Annotated in this window: 20 protein-coding genes; all 20 read left to right on the plus strand. The window is 66.6% G+C overall.

What is annotated here, in order from left to right:
• Positions 1-136 precede the first annotated feature (136 nt).
• From ACQZ2L_RS01140 to ACQZ2L_RS01235, 20 genes are read left to right on the plus strand one after another with little or no spacing between them, the layout of a single operon-like run.
• On the plus strand, positions 137-856 hold the full coding sequence (locus tag ACQZ2L_RS01140) for a beta-ketoacyl synthase chain length factor (RefSeq protein WP_430324390.1): 720 nt from the start codon (positions 137-139) through the stop codon (positions 854-856).
• On the plus strand, positions 832-1,644 hold the full coding sequence (locus tag ACQZ2L_RS01145; protein ID WP_312387326.1) for a lysophospholipid acyltransferase family protein: 813 nt from the start codon (positions 832-834) through the stop codon (positions 1,642-1,644). Before ACQZ2L_RS01140 ends, ACQZ2L_RS01145 begins: the two co-directional genes overlap by 25 nt.
• Entirely contained in the window at positions 1,619-1,891 is a 273-nt protein-coding gene (locus tag ACQZ2L_RS01150) for a phosphopantetheine-binding protein (protein ID WP_430324391.1), read from the plus strand. Before ACQZ2L_RS01145 ends, ACQZ2L_RS01150 begins: the two co-directional genes overlap by 26 nt.
• Positions 1,892-1,899: 8 nt before the next feature.
• Entirely contained in the window at positions 1,900-2,154 is a 255-nt protein-coding gene (locus tag ACQZ2L_RS01155; RefSeq protein ID WP_314876733.1) for an acyl carrier protein, read from the plus strand.
• Positions 2,151-2,696, plus strand: a complete 546-nt coding sequence (locus ACQZ2L_RS01160) for a hypothetical protein (protein ID WP_430324392.1) — start codon at positions 2,151-2,153, stop codon at positions 2,694-2,696. Before ACQZ2L_RS01155 ends, ACQZ2L_RS01160 begins: the two co-directional genes overlap by 4 nt.
• Entirely contained in the window at positions 2,693-4,372 is a 1,680-nt protein-coding gene (locus ACQZ2L_RS01165; RefSeq protein ID WP_430324393.1) for an AMP-binding protein, read from the plus strand. The genes ACQZ2L_RS01160 and ACQZ2L_RS01165 overlap by 4 nt, the downstream gene beginning before the upstream one ends.
• A complete protein-coding gene (locus ACQZ2L_RS01170; protein ID WP_430324394.1) occupies positions 4,365-5,099 on the plus strand; it encodes a glycosyltransferase family 2 protein in 735 nt (244 codons plus the stop codon). The genes ACQZ2L_RS01165 and ACQZ2L_RS01170 overlap by 8 nt, the downstream gene beginning before the upstream one ends.
• Positions 5,096-6,034, plus strand: coding sequence for a glycosyl transferase (locus ACQZ2L_RS01175; protein ID WP_430324395.1), 939 nt, complete (start codon positions 5,096-5,098; stop codon positions 6,032-6,034). The genes ACQZ2L_RS01170 and ACQZ2L_RS01175 overlap by 4 nt, the downstream gene beginning before the upstream one ends.
• Positions 6,021-7,559, plus strand: a complete 1,539-nt coding sequence (locus ACQZ2L_RS01180; RefSeq protein WP_430324396.1) for an HAL/PAL/TAL family ammonia-lyase — start codon at positions 6,021-6,023, stop codon at positions 7,557-7,559. The genes ACQZ2L_RS01175 and ACQZ2L_RS01180 overlap by 14 nt, the downstream gene beginning before the upstream one ends.
• The gene (locus tag ACQZ2L_RS01185; RefSeq protein WP_430324397.1) at positions 7,552-7,977 is read left to right on the plus strand and encodes an acyl-CoA thioesterase; all 426 of its coding nucleotides are present in this window, start codon (positions 7,552-7,554) and stop codon (positions 7,975-7,977) included. The genes ACQZ2L_RS01180 and ACQZ2L_RS01185 overlap by 8 nt, the downstream gene beginning before the upstream one ends.
• On the plus strand, positions 7,974-8,573 hold the full coding sequence (locus ACQZ2L_RS01190) for an outer membrane lipoprotein carrier protein LolA (RefSeq protein ID WP_430324398.1): 600 nt from the start codon (positions 7,974-7,976) through the stop codon (positions 8,571-8,573). The genes ACQZ2L_RS01185 and ACQZ2L_RS01190 overlap by 4 nt, the downstream gene beginning before the upstream one ends.
• A 40-nt stretch (positions 8,574-8,613) precedes the next feature.
• The gene (locus ACQZ2L_RS01195) at positions 8,614-10,884 is read left to right on the plus strand and encodes an MMPL family transporter (protein WP_430324740.1); all 2,271 of its coding nucleotides are present in this window, start codon (positions 8,614-8,616) and stop codon (positions 10,882-10,884) included.
• Positions 10,881-12,038 (plus strand): sodium:proton antiporter, encoded by a 1,158-nt coding sequence (locus tag ACQZ2L_RS01200; RefSeq protein ID WP_430324399.1) that lies wholly within the window; start codon positions 10,881-10,883, stop codon positions 12,036-12,038. Before ACQZ2L_RS01195 ends, ACQZ2L_RS01200 begins: the two co-directional genes overlap by 4 nt.
• Positions 12,025-13,272 (plus strand): NAD(P)/FAD-dependent oxidoreductase, encoded by a 1,248-nt coding sequence (locus ACQZ2L_RS01205; RefSeq protein WP_430324400.1) that lies wholly within the window; start codon positions 12,025-12,027, stop codon positions 13,270-13,272. The genes ACQZ2L_RS01200 and ACQZ2L_RS01205 overlap by 14 nt, the downstream gene beginning before the upstream one ends.
• The gene (locus ACQZ2L_RS01210) at positions 13,269-14,000 is read left to right on the plus strand and encodes a class I SAM-dependent methyltransferase (RefSeq protein WP_430324401.1); all 732 of its coding nucleotides are present in this window, start codon (positions 13,269-13,271) and stop codon (positions 13,998-14,000) included. Before ACQZ2L_RS01205 ends, ACQZ2L_RS01210 begins: the two co-directional genes overlap by 4 nt.
• On the plus strand, positions 13,997-14,482 hold the full coding sequence (locus ACQZ2L_RS01215) for a hypothetical protein (RefSeq protein WP_430324402.1): 486 nt from the start codon (positions 13,997-13,999) through the stop codon (positions 14,480-14,482). The genes ACQZ2L_RS01210 and ACQZ2L_RS01215 overlap by 4 nt, the downstream gene beginning before the upstream one ends.
• Positions 14,479-15,672 (plus strand): beta-ketoacyl-[acyl-carrier-protein] synthase family protein, encoded by a 1,194-nt coding sequence (locus ACQZ2L_RS01220; protein ID WP_430324403.1) that lies wholly within the window; start codon positions 14,479-14,481, stop codon positions 15,670-15,672. The genes ACQZ2L_RS01215 and ACQZ2L_RS01220 overlap by 4 nt, the downstream gene beginning before the upstream one ends.
• Positions 15,669-16,139: a hotdog family protein gene (locus ACQZ2L_RS01225; protein ID WP_430324404.1), complete on the plus strand. Its 471-nt coding sequence runs from the start codon at positions 15,669-15,671 to the stop codon at positions 16,137-16,139. Before ACQZ2L_RS01220 ends, ACQZ2L_RS01225 begins: the two co-directional genes overlap by 4 nt.
• Positions 16,132-16,860: a 3-oxoacyl-ACP reductase FabG gene (gene fabG / locus ACQZ2L_RS01230; RefSeq protein WP_430324405.1), complete on the plus strand. Its 729-nt coding sequence runs from the start codon at positions 16,132-16,134 to the stop codon at positions 16,858-16,860. The genes ACQZ2L_RS01225 and fabG overlap by 8 nt, the downstream gene beginning before the upstream one ends.
• On the plus strand, positions 16,860-18,086 hold the full coding sequence (locus tag ACQZ2L_RS01235) for a beta-ketoacyl-ACP synthase (protein ID WP_430324407.1): 1,227 nt from the start codon (positions 16,860-16,862) through the stop codon (positions 18,084-18,086). Before fabG ends, ACQZ2L_RS01235 begins: the two co-directional genes overlap by 1 nt.
• Positions 18,087-18,089 lie beyond the last annotated feature (3 nt).

The following is an 18,089-nucleotide window of genomic DNA, read 5'->3' on the forward strand; positions in this document are numbered from 1 at the left end:
TACGTAACCAGCAATTGCTACACGCCGCTGGCGCCGCGATAATGCGCGCCACTTGGCAAATGCGCCAACCCTGTCAGGTCGTTGTTACGAGTCATCCCTCGGCAAGGCAGTCCTTCAGGGCGGAATTAAAAGCACCGTGATCACCTTCAATATCAGCCAATGGCGTGCCTGGGCCCCAGGCCTGGCGACGCCTGCCGACTGGCAGGCGTGGGCCCAGGGCAGCCGACACAGCTGCAGTGAAGCGGCGTCGCCAGACGTCTCGTTCCTGCCGGCCATGCAGCGCCGTCGCCTGAGTAATCTGGCGCGCATGGCCTTTGCTGTCGGCTGGCCGCTGGCTGAAGGGCGCGAGGCATTGCCGCTGGTGTTTGCCTCGCGTCATGGCGAAACCCCGCGCACCTTTGCCATCCTCAGCGACCTGGCTGATCGCCAGCCCTTGTCGCCGACCCAGTTCAGCCTGTCGGTGCACAACGCGGTGATCGGGCTGTGGTCGATCCTGCGCGGCGAAACCAGCGAGATGACCGCCATTGCCGCTGCCGGCGATGGCCTCGAGCAGGGCTTGCTCGAAGCGTCGGCGCTGTTGGCGGAAGGCGCGCCAGCAGTGCTGCTGATCGTCTGCGAAGAACTGCCGCCGGCGGTCTATGACGCCTGGGTCGATGATGTGCCTTTCGCCTACGCCCTCGGCCTGTTGGTCACCCCGGGTCAGCAGTGGCAACTGAGCCTTGGCCCGGCAGCCACGCAGTCGTCGCCACCCGCCCTGCCACATGCCCTGAACTGGCTGCAGGCCACGCTGAGCGGCGTGGATTGCTTCACCCATACCTGGAAGCGGCGGTCATGGACCTGGCAACGGCAGCCGTGAGCAAGCCCCGCGATCACTATTACTGGCGCCTGCTGGCGACAGCGGCGTGCTTTTGCCTGTTTGGTCTCGGCGGCCTGTGCCTGCGCGTGTTGGTGTTTCCATTGCTCAGCTGCTTGCCGGGTGGAGTGGTGCGTCATCGCCAACGCGCGCGCTACACCATCAGCTGGCTGTTCTGGCAGTTCGTACGGGTGATGCGGTTCAGTGGCGTGCTCACCTACCAGATCGACGGCGCCGAGCGCCTCGGCCGCCCCGGTCAGATGATCATCGCCAACCACCCCTCGCTGATCGATGTGGTGTTTCTCATCGGCCTGGTGCGTCAGGGCAATTGCGTGATCAAGCAGAGTCTGTTCGACAACCCCTTCACCCGCGGTCCGGTCAGTGAAGCGCAGTACCTGGGCAACGACGGCAGCATGGACATGCTCGACAACGCCGTGCAATGCCTGCGCGACGGCCAGCCGCTGGTGATCTTCCCGGAGGGCACCCGCACCCCGCCCGGCCAGGCGCCGGCCTTTCATCGCGGCGCCGCCGCGATTGCCCTGCGCGGTGCGAAGATCATCACCCCCGTAACCATCAAGGTCAGCCCGACCACCCTGACCAAGAACGAACCCTGGTACCGCATCCCCCAGCGCCGCGTGCACTTGAGCCTGAGTGTCGGCGCCGATATCGACCCACAAACGTTTGCTGCCCTTGGCCCTGCGCCAAAGGCCTCGCGCGCACTCAACGATTATCTGCATCAGTACTACATCAAGGAGCTCGCCATCGATGAGCGATCCACAGCAAGACCTTAACCGTGACCTCAAGCAATTGATCATCGACGCCCTCGGCCTGGAAGACATCGGCGTGGACGACATCGACGACCAGCAGCCGCTGTTTGGCGAAGGCCTGGGCCTGGACTCGGTGGACGCCCTTGAGCTCGGCCTGGCGATCCAGAAGCGCTATGGCATCAAGATCGACGCCGACGCCAAGGACACCCGCAACCATTTCAGCAGCGTCGCCGCCCTGGCGGCGTTCGTCACTGCCCGCAACGCCGCCTGAGAACTCACATGCAAACCCGCGAAGACATCTTCAATATTTTGCGCGATGCGCTGGTCGAGCTGTTCGAGCTGGAGCCAGAGCGCGTAACCCTGGACGCCAACCTGTATCAGGATCTGGAAATCGACAGCATCGATGCGATCGACCTGATCGACCACATCAAGCGCCAAACCGGCAAGAAAATCGCCGCCGAAGAGTTCAAGGCCGTGCGCACTGTCAATGACGTGGTCGAAGCGGTGTTCCGCCTGGTCAACTCAGCCGCATGAAACGCTTGATCGGCCTCGGCCTGATCGTGGCTGGGGTGCTGTACCCGTTTGCCGTGCATTTCGGCTTGGCGCACTTTGCCCCATGGCAGTTCGCCCTGTTGCTGGGTGGCCTGTGGCTGGCCCGCGCCTTGAGCGCGCCGCGCCGCCCAGCCAGCCTGTGCATGGCCGCGCTGGCGTTGGCCTTCTGCGCCCTGCTCGGGCTGAGCGACAGCGCCCAACTGCTGCGCTGGTACCCGGTGCTGATCAGCACCTTCATGCTCGGCCTGTTCGGCTCCAGCCTGCTCCACGGCATGCCCATGGCCGAGCGCCTGGCACGCCTGCGCGAGCCTGAGTTGCCGGCCCGTGCGGTGCACTACACCCGCCGGGTGACGCAGGTGTGGTGCCTGTTCTTTTTGCTTAACGGGCTGATCGCTGCGGGCCTGACCCTGTGGGCGCCACTGAGCTGGTGGACCCTGTACAACGGCCTGGTCGCCTATATCGCGATGGGCCTGCTGTTCGCTGGCGAATGGCTGACAAGACAACGTGTGCGAGGACGCCCATGAACTGGATCAATCTTCACCACCTGCTGCGCCCGCTGGATGCGCCGCGCCAGGTGACCCAGGCGCCAGCACTGGACCACGCCGAGCTGTGCACCCAGGCCCTGCGCCTCGCCGGTGGCTTGCAACAGCGCGGCGTTCAGCGCCTGGCGGTGCACCTGGAAGACGCCGCCGAGCTGGCGATCGCCCTGCTCGGTGCCTGGCGCGCTGGCGTCACCGTATTGCTGCCAGCCGACCTGCAAGCCGCCACACGGTCGCGCTGGAGTGAGCAGGTTGACCTGTGGCTGAGCGACCAGGCTGGCGATCAGTCGTTGCTCAGCCTGCTCGGCGAGCCATTGCCGGCGGCCGACCTTGACCTGCACACCTGCTCGATCAGCCTGTGCACTTCCGGCTCCAGCGGCGAGCCCAAGCGCATCGACAAGCAGTTGCGCCAGTTGGCCAATGAAGTCAGCGCGCTGCAAGCGCTGTGGGGCGCCAGCCTGGGCGATGCCTGGATCATTGGCAGCGTCGCTACCCAACATATCTATGGGCTGCTGTTCCGCGTGCTCTGGCCGCTGTGCGCCGGGCGCGGCTTCGAGCGCCGCCAACTGCCGTTCCCCGAAGACCTGCAACGTGCCAGCCGCGAGCATGCAGACTTCGCCTGGGTGGCCAGCCCGGCCCTGCTCAAACGCATGGGCGACAACCTCGACTGGCCGGCGCTGGGCCACGTGCGCCGGGTGTTCACCTCGGGCGGCGCCCTGCCCGCCGAGGCCGGCCAGCGCCTGCAGCAGTTGCTCGGCCAATGGCCGACCGAGATCTTCGGCAGCTCTGAAACCGGCGGCATCGCCTGGCGTCAGGGCGACACCCTGTGGCAGCCCTTTGCCGAGGTGCAATTGAGCCAGGACGCGCATGGCGCCCTGCGCATTGCCTCACCCTACCTGCCCGCCGGGCATGTCGAACAAACAGCCGATGCGGTCGAGTTCAGCACCGACGGGCGCCTGCGCCTGCTCGGCCGGCTCGACCGGATCGTCAAGCTGGAAGAAAAACGCGTATCGCTGCCCCTGCTCGAACAAGCGCTGTGCAGCCATGCCTGGGTCAGCGAAGCGCGGCTGGGCATGCTCGAACAGGGCCGCGCCTACCTCGGCGCCTTGCTGGTGTTGTCGGCCAGCGGCCTGCACGCCCTGCGCAATCAGGGCCGACGCGCGTTGATCGAAGGCCTGCGACGGCACTTGGCCGATCACTGCGAAGCGGTCGCCCTGCCGCGGCGCTGGCGGCTGCTGCGCCAGCTGCCGTTGACCAGCCAGGGCAAACTGCCCGAGGCCCAGGTGCAGGCGCTGCTGCAAGCGCCACGCAGCATGCAGCCGGAGCTGCTCGAGCAGCGCCAGGAGCAGGATCAGCACCTGCTCACACTGCACGTGCCGCTGGACCTGGCCTGCTTCAGCGGGCACTTCCCGAAAACGCCGGTGCTGCCGGGCGTGGTGCAGGTCGACTGGGCGATTGCCCTGGCCAGTGAACTACTGCCGGGCGAGCGCCGCTTCGCCGGCATGGAAGTGCTCAAATTCCAGCAACTGGTGCGCCCCGGCGACGAACTGCTGCTGAGCCTGCGCTGGGACAGCGAGCGCGGCAAACTCTACTTCGCCTACACCTGCGCCGGGCAGGCCTGCTCCAGCGGCCGCATTCTGATGGAGACGGTCGATGCATAAGCCTTGCGCAGTGATCCCGGTATACAACCACGAGCACGCGCTGCCGGCGGTGGTCAGCGACCTGCAGCGCGCCGGCCTGCCCTGCGTGCTGGTCGACGACGCCAGCAGCGCCGCCTGCGCCACAGTACTGGCGCAACTGGCTACCCAGGCGGACATCTATCTGGTCAGCCTGAGCGTCAACCAGGGCAAGGGCGGCGCGGTGATGGCCGGCCTGCGCGAAGCGGCGCGGCTGGGTTTCACTCATGCGCTGCAAGTAGACGCCGACGGCCAGCATGACCTGGGCGACATCGGCCGGTTTCTTGAGCTTTCGCAGAGTGATCCACAGGCATTGGTGTGCGGTTATCCGCAATACGACGCCAGTGTGCCCAAGGGCCGTCTGTATGCGCGCTACCTGACCCACGTCTGGGTGTGGATCAACAGCCTGTCGCTGCAGATTCCCGATTCCATGTGCGGCTTTCGCGTGTATCCGCTGCCCGCCACGCTGGCCCTGATCAACAGCGTCAAGCTTGGCCGGCGAATGGATTTCGACCCGGAGATCCTGGTCCGCCTGGCCTGGCGCAACCAGCCGATGCGCTGGCTGCCCACCCGAGTGCACTACCCGCAGGACGGCCTGTCGCACTTTCGCCTGGTGCATGACAACGCGCTGATCTCGAAGATGCACGCCAAGCTGTTCTTCGGCATGCTCCTGCGCGCACCGCTGATCGTCTGGCGCAGGTGGCGCGCATGACGACGCCTTCGCAACACTGGGCGCAGCATCAGGAGCGCGGCAGTTTCTGGCTGATGAAGCTGACCGCAACGTTGGTACGGCTACTTGGCCGGCGCGTGCTGAGCCCGCTGATCCACGTCATCGTTGGTTACTTCTTCCTGTTCGGCCGCCGCGCCCGGCGCAGTACCTGGCAATACCAGCAGCGGCTCAGCGCCTGGAACGGCGGGCAGACACCGGCGCCGAGCCAGTGGCAGGTGTTCCGCCAGTTCATGGCATTCGCCGACGCCCTGCTGGACAAGCTCGACGTATGGAACGGCCGTCTGCGCCTGGAAGACATCGAAATCGACGACCCGGCGCAACTGCGCACGCAATTGCGCGGCGCGCGCGGGCAGATGCTGGTGGGCGCCCACCTGGGCAACCTGGAAGTGTGCCGGGCGCTGGCCGAACTGGGCGAGCAGGTGACCATGAACGTGCTGGTGCACACCCGCCACGCCGAGCGCTTCAACCGCCTGCTGGGCGAGGCCGGCGCGACCAATCTGCGCCTGATTCAGGTCAGCGAGCTGGACCCGGCAGTGATGCTGCAGCTGTCCGAGCGACTCGAGCGCGGCGAATGGCTGGCGATTGCCGGCGACCGCGTACCGCTGCACGGCGCGCGCACCGTCGAGGTGGATTTCCTCGGCCACCGCGCCGCATTCCCGCAGGGGCCGTGGCTGCTGGCGGGGATCCTTGGCTGCCCGCTCAACCTGCTGTTCTGCCTCAAGCTGCAAGGCCGCTACCGGGTCACCCTCGAACCCTTTGCCGAGCGTGTGCAATGGCGCCGCGGCCAGCGCGACCAAGTGATTGCCGAATGGACCACGCGCTATGCGCAACGCCTGGCGCATTACTGCAGCCAAGCGCCGCTGCAGTGGTTCAACTTCTACCCTTTCTGGAAGACCGACGACGATGCATCCGCATGAGCCTGTAACTTTCGGTGAGTCGCACCTGGCCATCGAAGCTGTTGTAGCCCTGGCCGAACGCCGGGCCAGCGCCCACTTGCAGGACGACGCCGCCTACCGCGAACGCATCGCCCGTGGCGCGCGCTTTCTCGACACCCTGCTGAGCAAGGAAGGGGTGATCTACGGCGTTACCACCGGTTACGGCGATTCCTGCGTGGTGGCCGTGCCGCTGGAGCATGTCGAGGCGCTGCCGCAGCACCTGTACACCTTCCATGGCTGCGGCCTGGGCCGCCTGCTCGAAGCACCGGCAGTGCGCGCCGTGCTGGCAGCCCGCCTGCGCTCGCTGAGCCATGGCGTGTCGGGGGTGCGCCTGGAGTTGCTGGAGCGCCTGCGCGCGTTCCTCGAACACGACATCCTGCCGTTGATCCCGGAAGAAGGCTCGGTCGGCGCCAGCGGCGACCTGACGCCGCTGTCGTACGTCGCCGCGACCCTCTCCGGCGAGCGCGAGGTCAGCTACCAGGGCCAGCGCCGCAGCAGTGCCGACGTGCACCGCGAGCTGGGCTGGCAGCCCTTGGTGCTGCGTCCCAAAGAGGCACTGGCGTTGATGAACGGTACTGCCGTGATGACCGGCCTGGCTTGCCTGGCCTTCTCCCGTGCCGATTACCTGCTGCAGCTGGCCACGCGCATCACCGCCCTCAACGTCATCGCCCTGCAGGGCAACCCGGAGCACTTCGACGAGCGCCTGTTCGCCGCCAAGCCGCACCCCGGCCAGACCCAGGTCGCCGCCTGGTTGCGCCAGGACCTGGCCATCGACGCCCCGCTGCCGCCGCTGCACCGCCTGCAGGACCGTTACTCACTGCGCTGCGCCCCCCATGTGCTGGGCGTGCTGGCCGACAGCCTGGGCTGGCTGCGCGGCTTCATCGAAACCGAGCTGAACAGCGCCAACGACAACCCGATCATCGACGGCGACGCCGAGCGCGTACTGCATGGCGGGCACTTCTATGGCGGCCATATCGCCTTTGCCATGGACAGCCTGAAGACTCTGGTGGCGAACGTTGCCGACCTGCTCGACCGCCAGCTCGCACTGCTGGTCGACACCCGTTACAACCACGGCCTGCCAAGCAACCTGTCGGGCGCCCCGGCCGAGCGGGCGATGATCAACCATGGCTTCAAGGCCGTGCAGATCGGCGCCAGTGCCTGGACCGCCGAAGCGCTCAAGATGACCATGCCGGCCAGCGTGTTCTCGCGCTCCACCGAATGCCACAACCAGGACAAGGTGAGCATGGGCACCATCGCTGCGCGCGACGCCCTGCGCGTGCTGGAGCTGACCGAGCAGGTTGCCGCTGCGACCCTGCTGGCCGCCAACCAGGGCGTGTGGCTGCGGGCCCGCCAGGCTGACAGCCATGCCCTGCCGCCAGCGCTGGCGCAGATGCACCAAGCCCTGCTCGGCGAGTTCGACCCAGTGATCGAAGACCGCGCGCTGGAAGCCGACCTGCGCCAGTGCCTGCTGCGTATCGGCCAACGCCACTGGAGGCTGCATGCGTAGTGCGGGAGTGATCCACCTCGACACCGAAGTGCTGGTGCCGTTTTTCGACGTCGACAGCATGCACGTGGTCTGGCACGGCCATTACGTCAAATACCTCGAAGTGGCCCGCTGCGCGCTGCTCGACCATCTTGGCCACAACTACGTGCAGATGCAGGCGAGCGGTTTTGCCTGGCCGGTAATCGATCTGCAGCTGCGTTACATCCGTGGGGCCACCTTTGGCCAGCGCCTGACCGTGCGTGCGAGCCTGGTCGAGTGGGAAAACCGGCTGAAGATCAATTACCTGATCAGCGACGCCGCAACCGGCGAGCGGATGACCCGTGCGAGCACGGTGCAGGTCGCCGTGCACATCGACAGCGGCGAGATGCAGCTGGCCTCGCCGCAGGTCATGCTCGACGCCGTGCAGAGGGTTTTGCCATGAAGCGCCTGAGCACCTTGATCGCCTTTGTCCTGTGTTTGCTCAGCCCGCTGGCGCACGCATTCAGCCTTGATGACCTGCAGCGCCAGCTCAGCGCGCCGGCCGTGGTCAAAGGCCCGTTCATTCAGGAAAAGCACCTGCGCGCCCTGCCCCAGCCATTGCTGAGCAAGGGCCAGTTCGTGCTGGCCCGCGAGCATGGTCTGTTGTGGCTGTTGCAGACGCCGCTACGCCAGGACTACCGGATCGATGCCAACGGCATTGCCCGGCGCGATCCAAGCGGCTGGCAGCGCCTGCCCAGCGCCAGTGCCGGCGCCGAGCAGAACCGGCTGTTCTTCGCCGTGCTGCAAGGCGACAGCGCCGGCCTCAAGCGCGACTTCGAGCTGAACCTGAGCGGTGACGCCGCGCACTGGCAGCTGCAACTGACGCCGCGCTCGTTGCTGCTCAAACAGATATTCACCCGCATCGACATCAGCGGCGGCCAGTTCGTCGAACAGATTCAGCTCAGCGAAACCCAGGGTGACAGCACGCTGCTGCGCATGACCGACAGCCACGGCGCGGCCGCCCTCAGCGACACGGAGCGCAGCGATTTTGTCGATTGAACGCTGGTTGCCACGCGGCTTTCTCGCCCTGCTGCTGGTGATGCTGGCCATCGCCGGCTGGCAATGGCACCGCGGCGCGCCGTTGTCGGCCGACCTGATGGCGCTGGTGCCGGGCGCCACCGAAGACGCCCTGGTCAAGCGCGCCGAACTGCGCGTGCAAGAGCCACTGAACCGCGAGGTACTGGTACTGGTTGGCCATACCGAACGCCAGCAAGCGCTGGCCCTGGCCGAGCAACTGGCCGGCCAATGGCAGGCCAGCGGGCTGTTCGAGCGCGTGCAATGGAGCCTGCAGACAGACCTCGGCGCGGTGCGCGAACAGTTGCTCGCCGGCCGCGTGGCGATGCTTTCGGCAGCTGACCGCAAGCTGCTGCGCGAACAGCCTGCGGCATTCATCGAGCAGCGCGTGCAGAGCCTGTTCGACCCGTTTTCCGGGTTCAGCCTGGTGCCCGCTCAGGACGACTGGCTGGGCTTGACCGGGCGTATTCAGAACAGCCAGCCGAAACCCGTCAATATCGAACTGGACACGGCCAGCGGCGCCTTGATCGCGCAGGCCGATGGCCGCCAGTGGGTGCTGCTGCGGGCGCGCACCCTGGGCACGGCCTTCGACATGAAGCTACCGCTGCAGGTGGCCGAGCTGTTGGCCGACGCCCGCCGCCAGGCCGAGCCGCAAGGCGCCCAGCTGCTGGCCGCCAGTGGCCTGCTGTACGCGGCCGCCGGCCAACAACAGGCCAGCCGCGAAATCACCTGGGTCGGCGGTGGCGCGACACTGAGCATCCTGCTCTTGCTGCTGCTGGCGTTCCGTCGCTGGCGGGCGCTGCTGGCGTTCGTGCCGGTGCTGACCGGCATGCTGTTCGGCTCGGTGGTGTGCGTGGCGCTGTTCGGCCACATGCACGTGATGACCCTGGTGCTGGGCTCGAGCCTGATCGGTGTGGCGGTGGATTACCCGTTGCACTACCTGTCCAAGAGCTGGAGCCTCAAGCCATGGCGCAGCTGGCCGGCAGTACGCCTGACCTTGCCGGGGCTGAGCCTGAGCCTGGCGACCAGCTGCATCGGTTATCTGGCGCTGGCGTTCACGCCGTTTCCGGCATTGACCCAAATCGCCGCGTTCTCGGCCGCCGGCTTGATCGGCGCCTACCTGTGCGCGGTGTGCCTGCTGCCGGCGCTGCTGGGCCAGGTCGAGCTGAAGCCTGCGCAGTGGCCGCTGCGCATCGCGCAAGCCCTCACCGACTGGCGCGAGCGGCTGTTGCGCAGAGTGCCCAGCGCCGTGCTGCTGGTGCTGGTGCTGCTGTTCTGCGCCGCCGGGCTGTGGCGGCTGGACACGCGCAATGACATCCGCCAATGGGTGGCCAGCCCGCCGCAACTGCAAGAGCAAGCTCAGGCAGTCGCACGCATCACCGGCTACCAGCCAACCAGCCAGTTCTACCTAGTGCGCGGGGCTGACCCAGAGCAACTGTTCCAGCGTTTGCAGGCGTTGTCGGCCAAGCTCGACGAGCTGCGTGACCTGGGCAAGCTCAAGGGTTATCTGAGCCTCTCGCAGATCGTCGCCAGCCCTGAGCAGCAAGCGCAAACCCGGCAAGCGCTGGCCCGCCTGAGCGACTACTGGCAGCCGCTGGTGGAGCTCGGCGTGCCGCAAGCCGGCCTGCAAGCGCAGCTGCAACAGCTGCAAGCGTTGCCGACCCTGAGCATCGAGCAGGCCCTCGCCGGTCCGCTCGCAGAAGCCTGGCGCCCGCTCTGGCTGGGCCAGGACGCCTCCGGCGTCGCCGCCATCGTCAGCCTGCAAGGCCTGAGCGATGCCAGCCTGCTGCGCTTGCAGACCGACGGCCTTGATGGCGTGCAACTGGTCGACCGGCTCGGCGAACTCAATCAACTGTTCGCCGCCACCCAGATCAGCGCCGCCGAGCTCAAGTTGCTGTCCTGCGCACTGATCCTGGTGGTGCTGGCAATCCCGTTCGGCCTGCGCGGTTCGCTGCGCATCGTCGCCCTGCCGCTGCTGGCAGCCTTGTGCAGCCTGGCCAGCCTCGGTTGGCTGGGGCAGCCGCTGACGCTGTTCAGTCTGTTTGGCCTGCTGCTGGTCACGGCCATCAGCGTCGACTACGCCATCCTTATGCACGAGCGCATCGGTGGCGCCGCGGTAAGCCTGCTCGGCACCTTGCTGGCGGCCCTGACCACCTGGCTGTCGTTCGGCCTGCTGGCGCTGTCGCAGACGCCTGCGGTGAGCAACTTCGGCCTGGCTGTCAGCCTCGGGTTGATCTTCAGCTTCCTGCTGGCGCCGTGGGCAGCCGCACGCGAGACGCCGGCGGTGCAGCCATGATCATCGTCCTGTTCTGGATCATGGCCCTGGCCTTGTTCGCCGTGGCCAGCGCCGTCGGTAAACGGCTGGGGCTGATCCCCATCGTCAGCCAACTGCTGCTGGCTGCGCTGGTAGTGCCGCTGCTGATGCTGTTGTGGGTGCAACCGCACTGGCAGCTCGACGGCGCCCAGCTGATCGCCCCGAGCTGGCTGAAGACGCTGTACGGCGGCAGCTTTGCCCTGTTGCTGGGGCACATCCTCGCCGACGTCGCGCACCTGCGCCTCGACCCGCAAGCATTGAAGATCGCCCTGCCCAGTTTCGCCGTACCGTTTGCCTGCGGTCTCGCCTGCGCGCTGTGGTTGCTTGAACTGAGCGGGGTCAGCGCCCTGGCCATGGGCCTGGTGTTCGCCATCACCGCAATCCCGGTGCTGTACCTGTACCTGCGCGCCATCGACTACCCGCCAGCCGCCAGCCAGCGCCTGCTGCAGGCCGCGATCGTCATCGACCTGGCCTGCTGGCTGTTGCTCGGCATGGGCCAGGGCAGCCTGCAACCGAGCAGCCTGGCGGTGCCGGCGCTGGCGGCGCTGACGCCGGTAGTGCTGCGTGGGCTGGGCCTGCGCGCGCCGCGCCTGTACGGCCTGGTGTTTCTGCTATTGCTGTTTGCCGCCGAGCATTACCGGTTCAACGCGCTGATCTTCGGCGTTGGCTACCTGGCCTGCCTGCGCGTGCTTGGCCTGCAGTTACGCCTGCCGCTGGCAGACGCCAGCAACCGCCGCCTGCAACAAGGCCTGGCGGTGCCGCTGATCCTCACCTACGGCGTGGTGCAGATCGACCTGCAGCACGCTTTTGCCGGCTTCGACGCCAGCCAACTGCTGGCGCTGCTGGTGCTGCCGATCCTGAGCAAGCTGCTTGGCAATTGGCTCGGTTTGAGCTGGGCCAGCGCGTCGTTTGCCGGCGCCAGCAAATGGCGCGAGAGCCTGCTGCTGAATATCCGCGGCCTCAGCGAAATCGTCTTTCTCAATCTGTTGCTGACCCAGCAACTGATCAGCCCGGCGTTGTATTTCGCGCTGATGCTGATGAGCCTGATTGCCACCCTCATGCCTGCCTTCGCCGGCCTGCATCGCATCCCGCAGACTTCCCTCACACCGCCAAGGAGGCCACATGCCGAACTGTGAACTGCAACACCACCAAGTCGTGGTCATCGGCGCTGGCCCCTCCGGCGCCATCGCTGCCGCACTGCTCAAGCGCCGCGGCCACGACGTGTTGATCATCGAGCGCCAGCGCTTCCCGCGCTTCTCCATCGGTGAAAGCCTGCTGTCGCACTGCATCGACTTCGTCGAAGAAGCCGGCATGCTCGAAGCGCTGGAAGCTGCGGGGTTCCAGTACAAGGACGGCGCCGCCTTTGCCTGGGGCGATGAGTACAGTGCGTTTGATTTCGGCGAAACCTTCAGCCAGGGCCGGCCGAGTACCTTCCAGGTCCAGCGGGCGCGGTTCGACAAATTGCTGGCCGACCAGGCCGAGGTCCAGGGCGTGGAAATCCGCTATGAGCACGAGATCATCAGCGCCGACATCAGCGCTGCGCAGCCACGCCTGCGCGCACGCCGGCCCGACGCCAGCGAATACGAGGTGCAGGCAGACTTCGTGCTCGATGCCAGCGGCTATGGCCGCGTATTGCCGCGCCTGCTCGACCTGGAAGCACCGTCGAATTTCCCGGTGCGCCAGGCGGTGTTTACCCACATCGAAGACCGCATCGATCTGCCCGGTTTCGACCGCAACAAGATCCTGATCACCACCCACCCGGAACACCGCGACATCTGGTTCTGGACCATCCCGTTCAGCGACGGTCGCGCTTCGCTGGGTGTGGTCGCGGCCGCCGAGCGCTTTGCAGCAGCGCCAACCGATCTGGACGCCTGCCTGCAGCATTTCGTGGCGCAGACGCCAAGCCTGGCCAAGGTCCTGGCCAACGCCGTGTGGGACACCCCGGCGCGGACCATCGGCGGCTACTCGGCCAACGTCAAAGCCCTGCACGGCAACGGTTTTGCCCTGCTCGGCAACGCCGCGGAGTTCCTCGACCCGGTGTTTTCATCCGGCGTCACCATCGCCATGCGCTCGGCGAGCATGGCCGCCGCCCTGCTCGACCGCCAGCTGCGCGGCGAGGCGGTTGACTGGCAGCTGGAGTTTGCCGCGCCGCTCAAACGAGGGGTGGATACCTTCCGCGCGTATGTCGAGGGTTGGTATGACGGCAGCTTCCAGGACGTGATCTATCACCCCGGCAGCTCGCCGCAGATTCGCGCCATGATCAGTTCGATTCTGGCTGGCTACGCCTGGGATGAGCGCAACCCGTTCGTGGCCGAACCCCGGCGTCGGCTGGCGACACTGGCGGCACTTTGCGCGAGAGGCCAGGCATGAGCCAGCAACCGTTCCTCAGCGACAGCTACGTCGAAGAAACCCGCTTTGGTTTCTGGTTCCTGCGCAGCCACACCTGGCAGCACCATGTACTGCGGGTGGCCATCGACGACCTGCGCCAGTTGTTCGACAGCCCGCTGCCAGCGGCGCCGGTGTTGCTCGATGCCGGCTGCGGCCAGGGCAAATCGTTCAAACACCTGCAGCAGGTGTTTGCCCCGGGCCGATTGGTCGGTATCGATGCCGACCCGCACAGCCTGGAACTGAGCGGCGCCGAAGCTGCGCGGCAGGGCCTCACGGTCGAGCTGCTGGGCAGCGACTGCGCCCAGCTGCAACTGCCTGACGCCAGCGTCGATATCGTCTTCTGCCACCAGACCTTCCACCATCTAGTGGAACAGGAGCAGGCCCTCGCCGAGTTCTGGCGAGTGCTCAAGCCCGGTGGTTATCTGCTGTTCGCCGAATCCACCGAAGCCTATATCGACACCTGGGTGATCCGCTGGCTGTTCCGCCACCCGATGCATGTGCAGAAGAGCGCCGAAGGCTATCTGCAGATGCTGCGCGACCAGGGCTTTGCCTTTACTGCGCGCAATGTCTCCTACCCGTACCTGTGGTGGAGCCGCGCCAAGGACTTCGGCCTGCTCGAACGGCTGCGCCTGCGCAAACCGCCCGCGCCGGGCCAGCGCGAAGAAACCCTGGTCAATGTGGTCGCCCGCAAGCCGCAGGTGCAGCCATGAGGGCGCTGCTGCTGGCGACGCTGTGCCTGGTGCTGGCCGCCTGTAGCAGCCGCGCGCCGCTGCCGGCGCAGATACCGAATTTGCAGCTGCCCCAGCAGTTGCATGTGCAGCGCGAGCAGGCCGGCGAGCGCCAGGACTGGATGCTGGTGGTGCAGGCCGAGAACGGCCAACTGCGCTGGTCGCTGCTCGATCTGCTGGGCATTCCCCAGGCACGCCAGTTGTTCGATGGTCAACGCTGGCAGGCCGACGGCCTGTTGCCGCCCAATGCCCCGGCACGCGAGCTGTTTGCCGCGCTGCTGTTTGCTCTGACCCCCTCCGAGCAACTGGCGCAGCTCTACCCGGATGCCCGCGAACAAGGCCAGCAGCGCTGGTTGGGCGAGCGTTGGCAGGTCAGCTATCGGCAGCCGGGCGCTTTTGACTTGAAACTGGCCCACGGCCTGCGTTATCTAGTCGACCCCCTATCCAGCGAGCGCTTGCCATGACCGCCTACCTGAATGCCCTGGGCCTGACCTGCGCCCTCGGCCGTGGCCAGGCTGAGGTCGCCGCACGCCTGTTTGCCGGTGACTGTTCGGGCATGCGGGCCCAACCTGGCTGGATCCCCGAGCGCTGTCCGACCGTCGGCGCGGTTCAAGGTGAGCTGCCGGCAGTGCCGCTGCCAGCGCAGCACAGCCGCAACAATCAATTGCTGTACAGCGCCGCCATGCAGATCGAGCCGGCAATCCGTCAGGCCATCGCCCGCTTCGGCGCGCAGCGTATCGCGGTGGTGCTCGGCACCAGCACCTCGGGGATTGCCGAGGGCAGCGCCGCCATCGCCCAGCAGCGCCAGAGCGGGCAGTTTCCGCCGGACTATCGCTACGACCAGCAAGCCCTCAGCGCGCCGGCCGAGTTTTTGGCCGACTGGCTGCAACTGAGCGGCCCGGCCTATGTGATTTCCACCGCCTGCACCTCCAGCGGGCGGGCCTTGCTCAGCGCCCGGCGCCTGCTCGACCTGGGCGTCTGCGATGCTGTGCTGTGCGGCGGCGTCGACAGCCTCTGTGGCCTGACCCTGAACGGCTTCAACTCCCTTGAGGCGATCAGCCAGGCACGCTGCAATCCGTTCTCGCAAAACCGTGACGGGATCAATATCGGCGAAGCGGCTGCGCTGTTTCTGATGACCGCAGAGCGCAATACCGATGGCCCTTCACTGGCCCTGCTCGGCGCTGGCGCCAGCAGCGATGCCTACCATATCTCGGCGCCCGACCCGAGCGGCGCCGGGGCACGGCAGACCATGGCCCTGGCCTTGAACAACGCCGGCCTCGAGCCCGAACAGATTGACTACCTGAACCTGCACGGCACCGCCACCGAGCACAACGACGCCATGGAAAGCCTGGCGGTGCACGGCCTGTTCGGCGCGCAGCTGGCCTGCTCGTCGACCAAACCGATGACCGGCCACACCCTCGGCGCCGCTGGCGCGCTGGAAGCTGCCTTCTGCTGGCTGAGCCTGAGTGCGCACAACCCGCACGGCCAGTTGCCACCGCATGTCTGGGACGGCCAGGCCGACCCGCGCCTGCCTGCGCTGAATCTGGTCGACGGCACGCAGCGGATGCACGCGGGCCGGCCACGCCGGATAATGAGCAACTCGTTCGCCTTCGGCGGCAACAACGTCAGCCTGATTGTTGGAGACACCCCATGATTGCCTGGCCTCTGGCCGAACTGCTGCCGCATGCCGGCGACATGATCCTGATCGATCAGGTCGACAGCTGCGACGACGAGCAGATCCACACCCGCAGCACCGTGCGCCCTGGCGGCCTGTTCAACCGCGCCGACGGCAGCCTGCCGGCCTGGCTCGGCCTGGAGCTGATGGCGCAGAGCGTTGCCGCCTATGCCGGTTGCCGCGCCCGTCGCGATGGCCTGCCGGTTGAGCTGGGGTTTCTCCTTGGCACGCGCAACTACCACTGCGATGTCGAGCACTTTCCTGCCGGCGCCGAGCTGCACATCCACGCCCTGCGCTCGCTGGAAGACGACAACGGCATGGGCGTGTTCGAGTGCCATCTGCGCGGGCCGGGGCTGCATGCCAGCGCCCGCCTGAATGTCTATCGCCCGCCGCAGGTCGCTGGTTACCTGACCGAAGCGGCCCCTGAGGAGCCTTGCCATGACTGATACCATCCTGGTCACCGGGTCGAGCCGCGGCATCGGCCGAGCGATCGCCCTGCGCCTGGCGCGTGCCGGTTATGACCTGGTGCTGCATTGCCGCAGTGGCCGCGCCGAAGCCGACGGTGTTGCCGCCGAAATCCACGCTCTGGGTCAACAGGCCCGGGTGCTGCAGTTCGACGTAGCCGACCGCGAAGCCTGTCGGGCCATCCTCGAACAGGATGTAGAGACCCACGGCGCTTACTACGGCGTGGTCTGCAACGCCGGGCTGACCCGCGATGGCGCCTTCCCGGCGCTGACCGACGCGGACTGGGACCAGGTCCTGCGGACCAACCTGGACGGTTTCTACAACGTTCTGCATCCGCTGAGCATGCCCATGATCCGCCGTCGCAAGCCGGGCCGGATCGTCTGCATCACCTCGGTTTCGGGGTTGATCGGCAACCGCGGCCAGGTCAACTACAGCGCCTCCAAGGCCGGCGTGATCGGCGCGGCCAAGGCCCTGGCGATCGAGCTGGGCAAACGTCAGATCACCGTCAACTGCGTCGCCCCAGGGCTGATCGACACCGCCATGCTCGATGAGCACGTGCCGGTAGACGAGCTGATGAAGATGATCCCAGCCGGGCGCATGGGCACGCCCGAGGAAGTCGCCGGCGTGGTCAATTTCCTGATGTCGACGGAAGCCGCCTACATCACCCGCCAGGTGCTGGCAGTCAACGGAGGGTTGTGCTGATGCGTCGCGTAGTCGTCACCGGCATGGCCGGCATCACCTCCCTGGGCAGCGACTGGGCAACCATCGCCGGCCACTTCGCCAACCAGCGCAGCGGTATCCGGCGCATGGATGAATGGGATCGCTTCAGCGAGTTGAACACCCGGCTTGCTGGCCCGGTCGACGATTTCAAGGTGCCCAGCCACTGGACCCGCAAGCAGTTGCGCAGCATGGGCCGGGTATCGCGCCTGGCTGTGGCTGCGGCCGAGCAGGCGCTGGCCGATGCCGGCCTGCTCGATGATCCAATCATCCGCGACGGCCGTATGGGCGTGGCCTGCGGCTCGTCGACCGGCAGCACCGACGAGATCAAGGCGTTCGGCAACATGCTGCTCAACTCGGTAGCCGATGGCCTCAACGCCAACTCCTACGTGCGCATGATGCCGCACACCACTGCCGCCAATATCAGCATCTTCTTCGGCCTGACCGGGCGCCTGATCCCCACCTCCAGCGCCTGCACCAGCGGCAGCCAGGGCATTGGTTATGCCTATGAAGCGATCAAGTTCGGGCGCTTGCCGATGATGCTCGCCGGCGGCGCCGAAGAGCTCTGCCCGACCGAGGCGATGGTGTTCGATGCGCTGTACGCCACCAGTCTGAAAAACGACACCCCGCAACTGAGCCCGCGCCCCTACGACAATGGTCGCGACGGCCTGGTGATCGGCGAAGGCGGCGGCATGCTGGTGCTCGAAGAGCTCGAGCATGCCCTGGCCCGCGGTGCGCGCATCCACGCCGAGATCGTCGGCTTTGGCAGCAATGCCGATGGCCAGCACACCACCCGACCCGAGCAGCGCACCATGCGCCGGGCCATGGAGCTGGCGCTGGAAGACGCCGCGCTGGCGCCGCAGGCGATCGGCTACGTCAACGGCCACGGTACCGCGACCGAACAGGGCGACATTGCCGAAACCCTCGCCACCAGCAGCCTGTTTGGGCCGCACATGCCGATCAGTTCGCAAAAGAGTTTTCTCGGCCACACCCTCGGCGCCTGCGGCGCGCTGGAGTCGTGGTTCAGCATCGAGATGATGAACCGCGACCTGTATGCGCACACGCTCAACCTGGATGAAATCGACCCTCGCTGCGGCGAGCTGGACTACCTGCGCGGCGAGTTCCGCAGCATGAGCAACCAGTATGTGATGAACAACAACTTCGCTTTCGGCGGCGTCAACACTTCGTTGATCTTCCGCCGCTGGCCCTGAACA

Origin of the sequence: Pseudomonas shirazensis (genome assembly GCF_050496565.1) — a bacterium.
GTDB lineage: Bacteria > Pseudomonadota > Gammaproteobacteria > Pseudomonadales > Pseudomonadaceae > Aquipseudomonas > Aquipseudomonas shirazensis_A.

Bases quoted from the DNA above. Each gene is read 5' to 3' on its own strand.
- ACQZ2L_RS01145 (WP_312387326.1), top strand. From the start codon at position 832: ATGGACCTGGCAACGGCAGCCGTGAGCAAGCCCCGCGATCACTATTAC.
- ACQZ2L_RS01150 (WP_430324391.1), top strand. From the start codon at position 1,619: ATGAGCGATCCACAGCAAGACCTTAACCGTGACCTCAAGCAATTGATC.
- ACQZ2L_RS01155 (WP_314876733.1), top strand. From the start codon at position 1,900: ATGCAAACCCGCGAAGACATCTTCAATATTTTGCGCGATGCGCTGGTC.
- ACQZ2L_RS01160 (WP_430324392.1), top strand. From the start codon at position 2,151: ATGAAACGCTTGATCGGCCTCGGCCTGATCGTGGCTGGGGTGCTGTAC.
- ACQZ2L_RS01165 (WP_430324393.1), top strand. From the start codon at position 2,693: ATGAACTGGATCAATCTTCACCACCTGCTGCGCCCGCTGGATGCGCCG.
- ACQZ2L_RS01170 (WP_430324394.1), top strand. From the start codon at position 4,365: ATGCATAAGCCTTGCGCAGTGATCCCGGTATACAACCACGAGCACGCG.
- ACQZ2L_RS01175 (WP_430324395.1), top strand. From the start codon at position 5,096: ATGACGACGCCTTCGCAACACTGGGCGCAGCATCAGGAGCGCGGCAGT.
- ACQZ2L_RS01180 (WP_430324396.1), top strand. From the start codon at position 6,021: ATGCATCCGCATGAGCCTGTAACTTTCGGTGAGTCGCACCTGGCCATC.
- ACQZ2L_RS01185 (WP_430324397.1), top strand. From the start codon at position 7,552: ATGCGTAGTGCGGGAGTGATCCACCTCGACACCGAAGTGCTGGTGCCG.
- ACQZ2L_RS01190 (WP_430324398.1), top strand. From the start codon at position 7,974: ATGAAGCGCCTGAGCACCTTGATCGCCTTTGTCCTGTGTTTGCTCAGC.
- ACQZ2L_RS01195 (WP_430324740.1), top strand. From the start codon at position 8,614: ATGCTGGCCATCGCCGGCTGGCAATGGCACCGCGGCGCGCCGTTGTCG.
- ACQZ2L_RS01200 (WP_430324399.1), top strand. From the start codon at position 10,881: ATGATCATCGTCCTGTTCTGGATCATGGCCCTGGCCTTGTTCGCCGTG.
- ACQZ2L_RS01205 (WP_430324400.1), top strand. From the start codon at position 12,025: ATGCCGAACTGTGAACTGCAACACCACCAAGTCGTGGTCATCGGCGCT.
- ACQZ2L_RS01210 (WP_430324401.1), top strand. From the start codon at position 13,269: ATGAGCCAGCAACCGTTCCTCAGCGACAGCTACGTCGAAGAAACCCGC.
- ACQZ2L_RS01215 (WP_430324402.1), top strand. From the start codon at position 13,997: ATGAGGGCGCTGCTGCTGGCGACGCTGTGCCTGGTGCTGGCCGCCTGT.
- ACQZ2L_RS01220 (WP_430324403.1), top strand. From the start codon at position 14,479: ATGACCGCCTACCTGAATGCCCTGGGCCTGACCTGCGCCCTCGGCCGT.
- ACQZ2L_RS01225 (WP_430324404.1), top strand. From the start codon at position 15,669: ATGATTGCCTGGCCTCTGGCCGAACTGCTGCCGCATGCCGGCGACATG.
- fabG (WP_430324405.1), top strand. From the start codon at position 16,132: ATGACTGATACCATCCTGGTCACCGGGTCGAGCCGCGGCATCGGCCGA.
- ACQZ2L_RS01235 (WP_430324407.1), top strand. From the start codon at position 16,860: ATGCGTCGCGTAGTCGTCACCGGCATGGCCGGCATCACCTCCCTGGGC.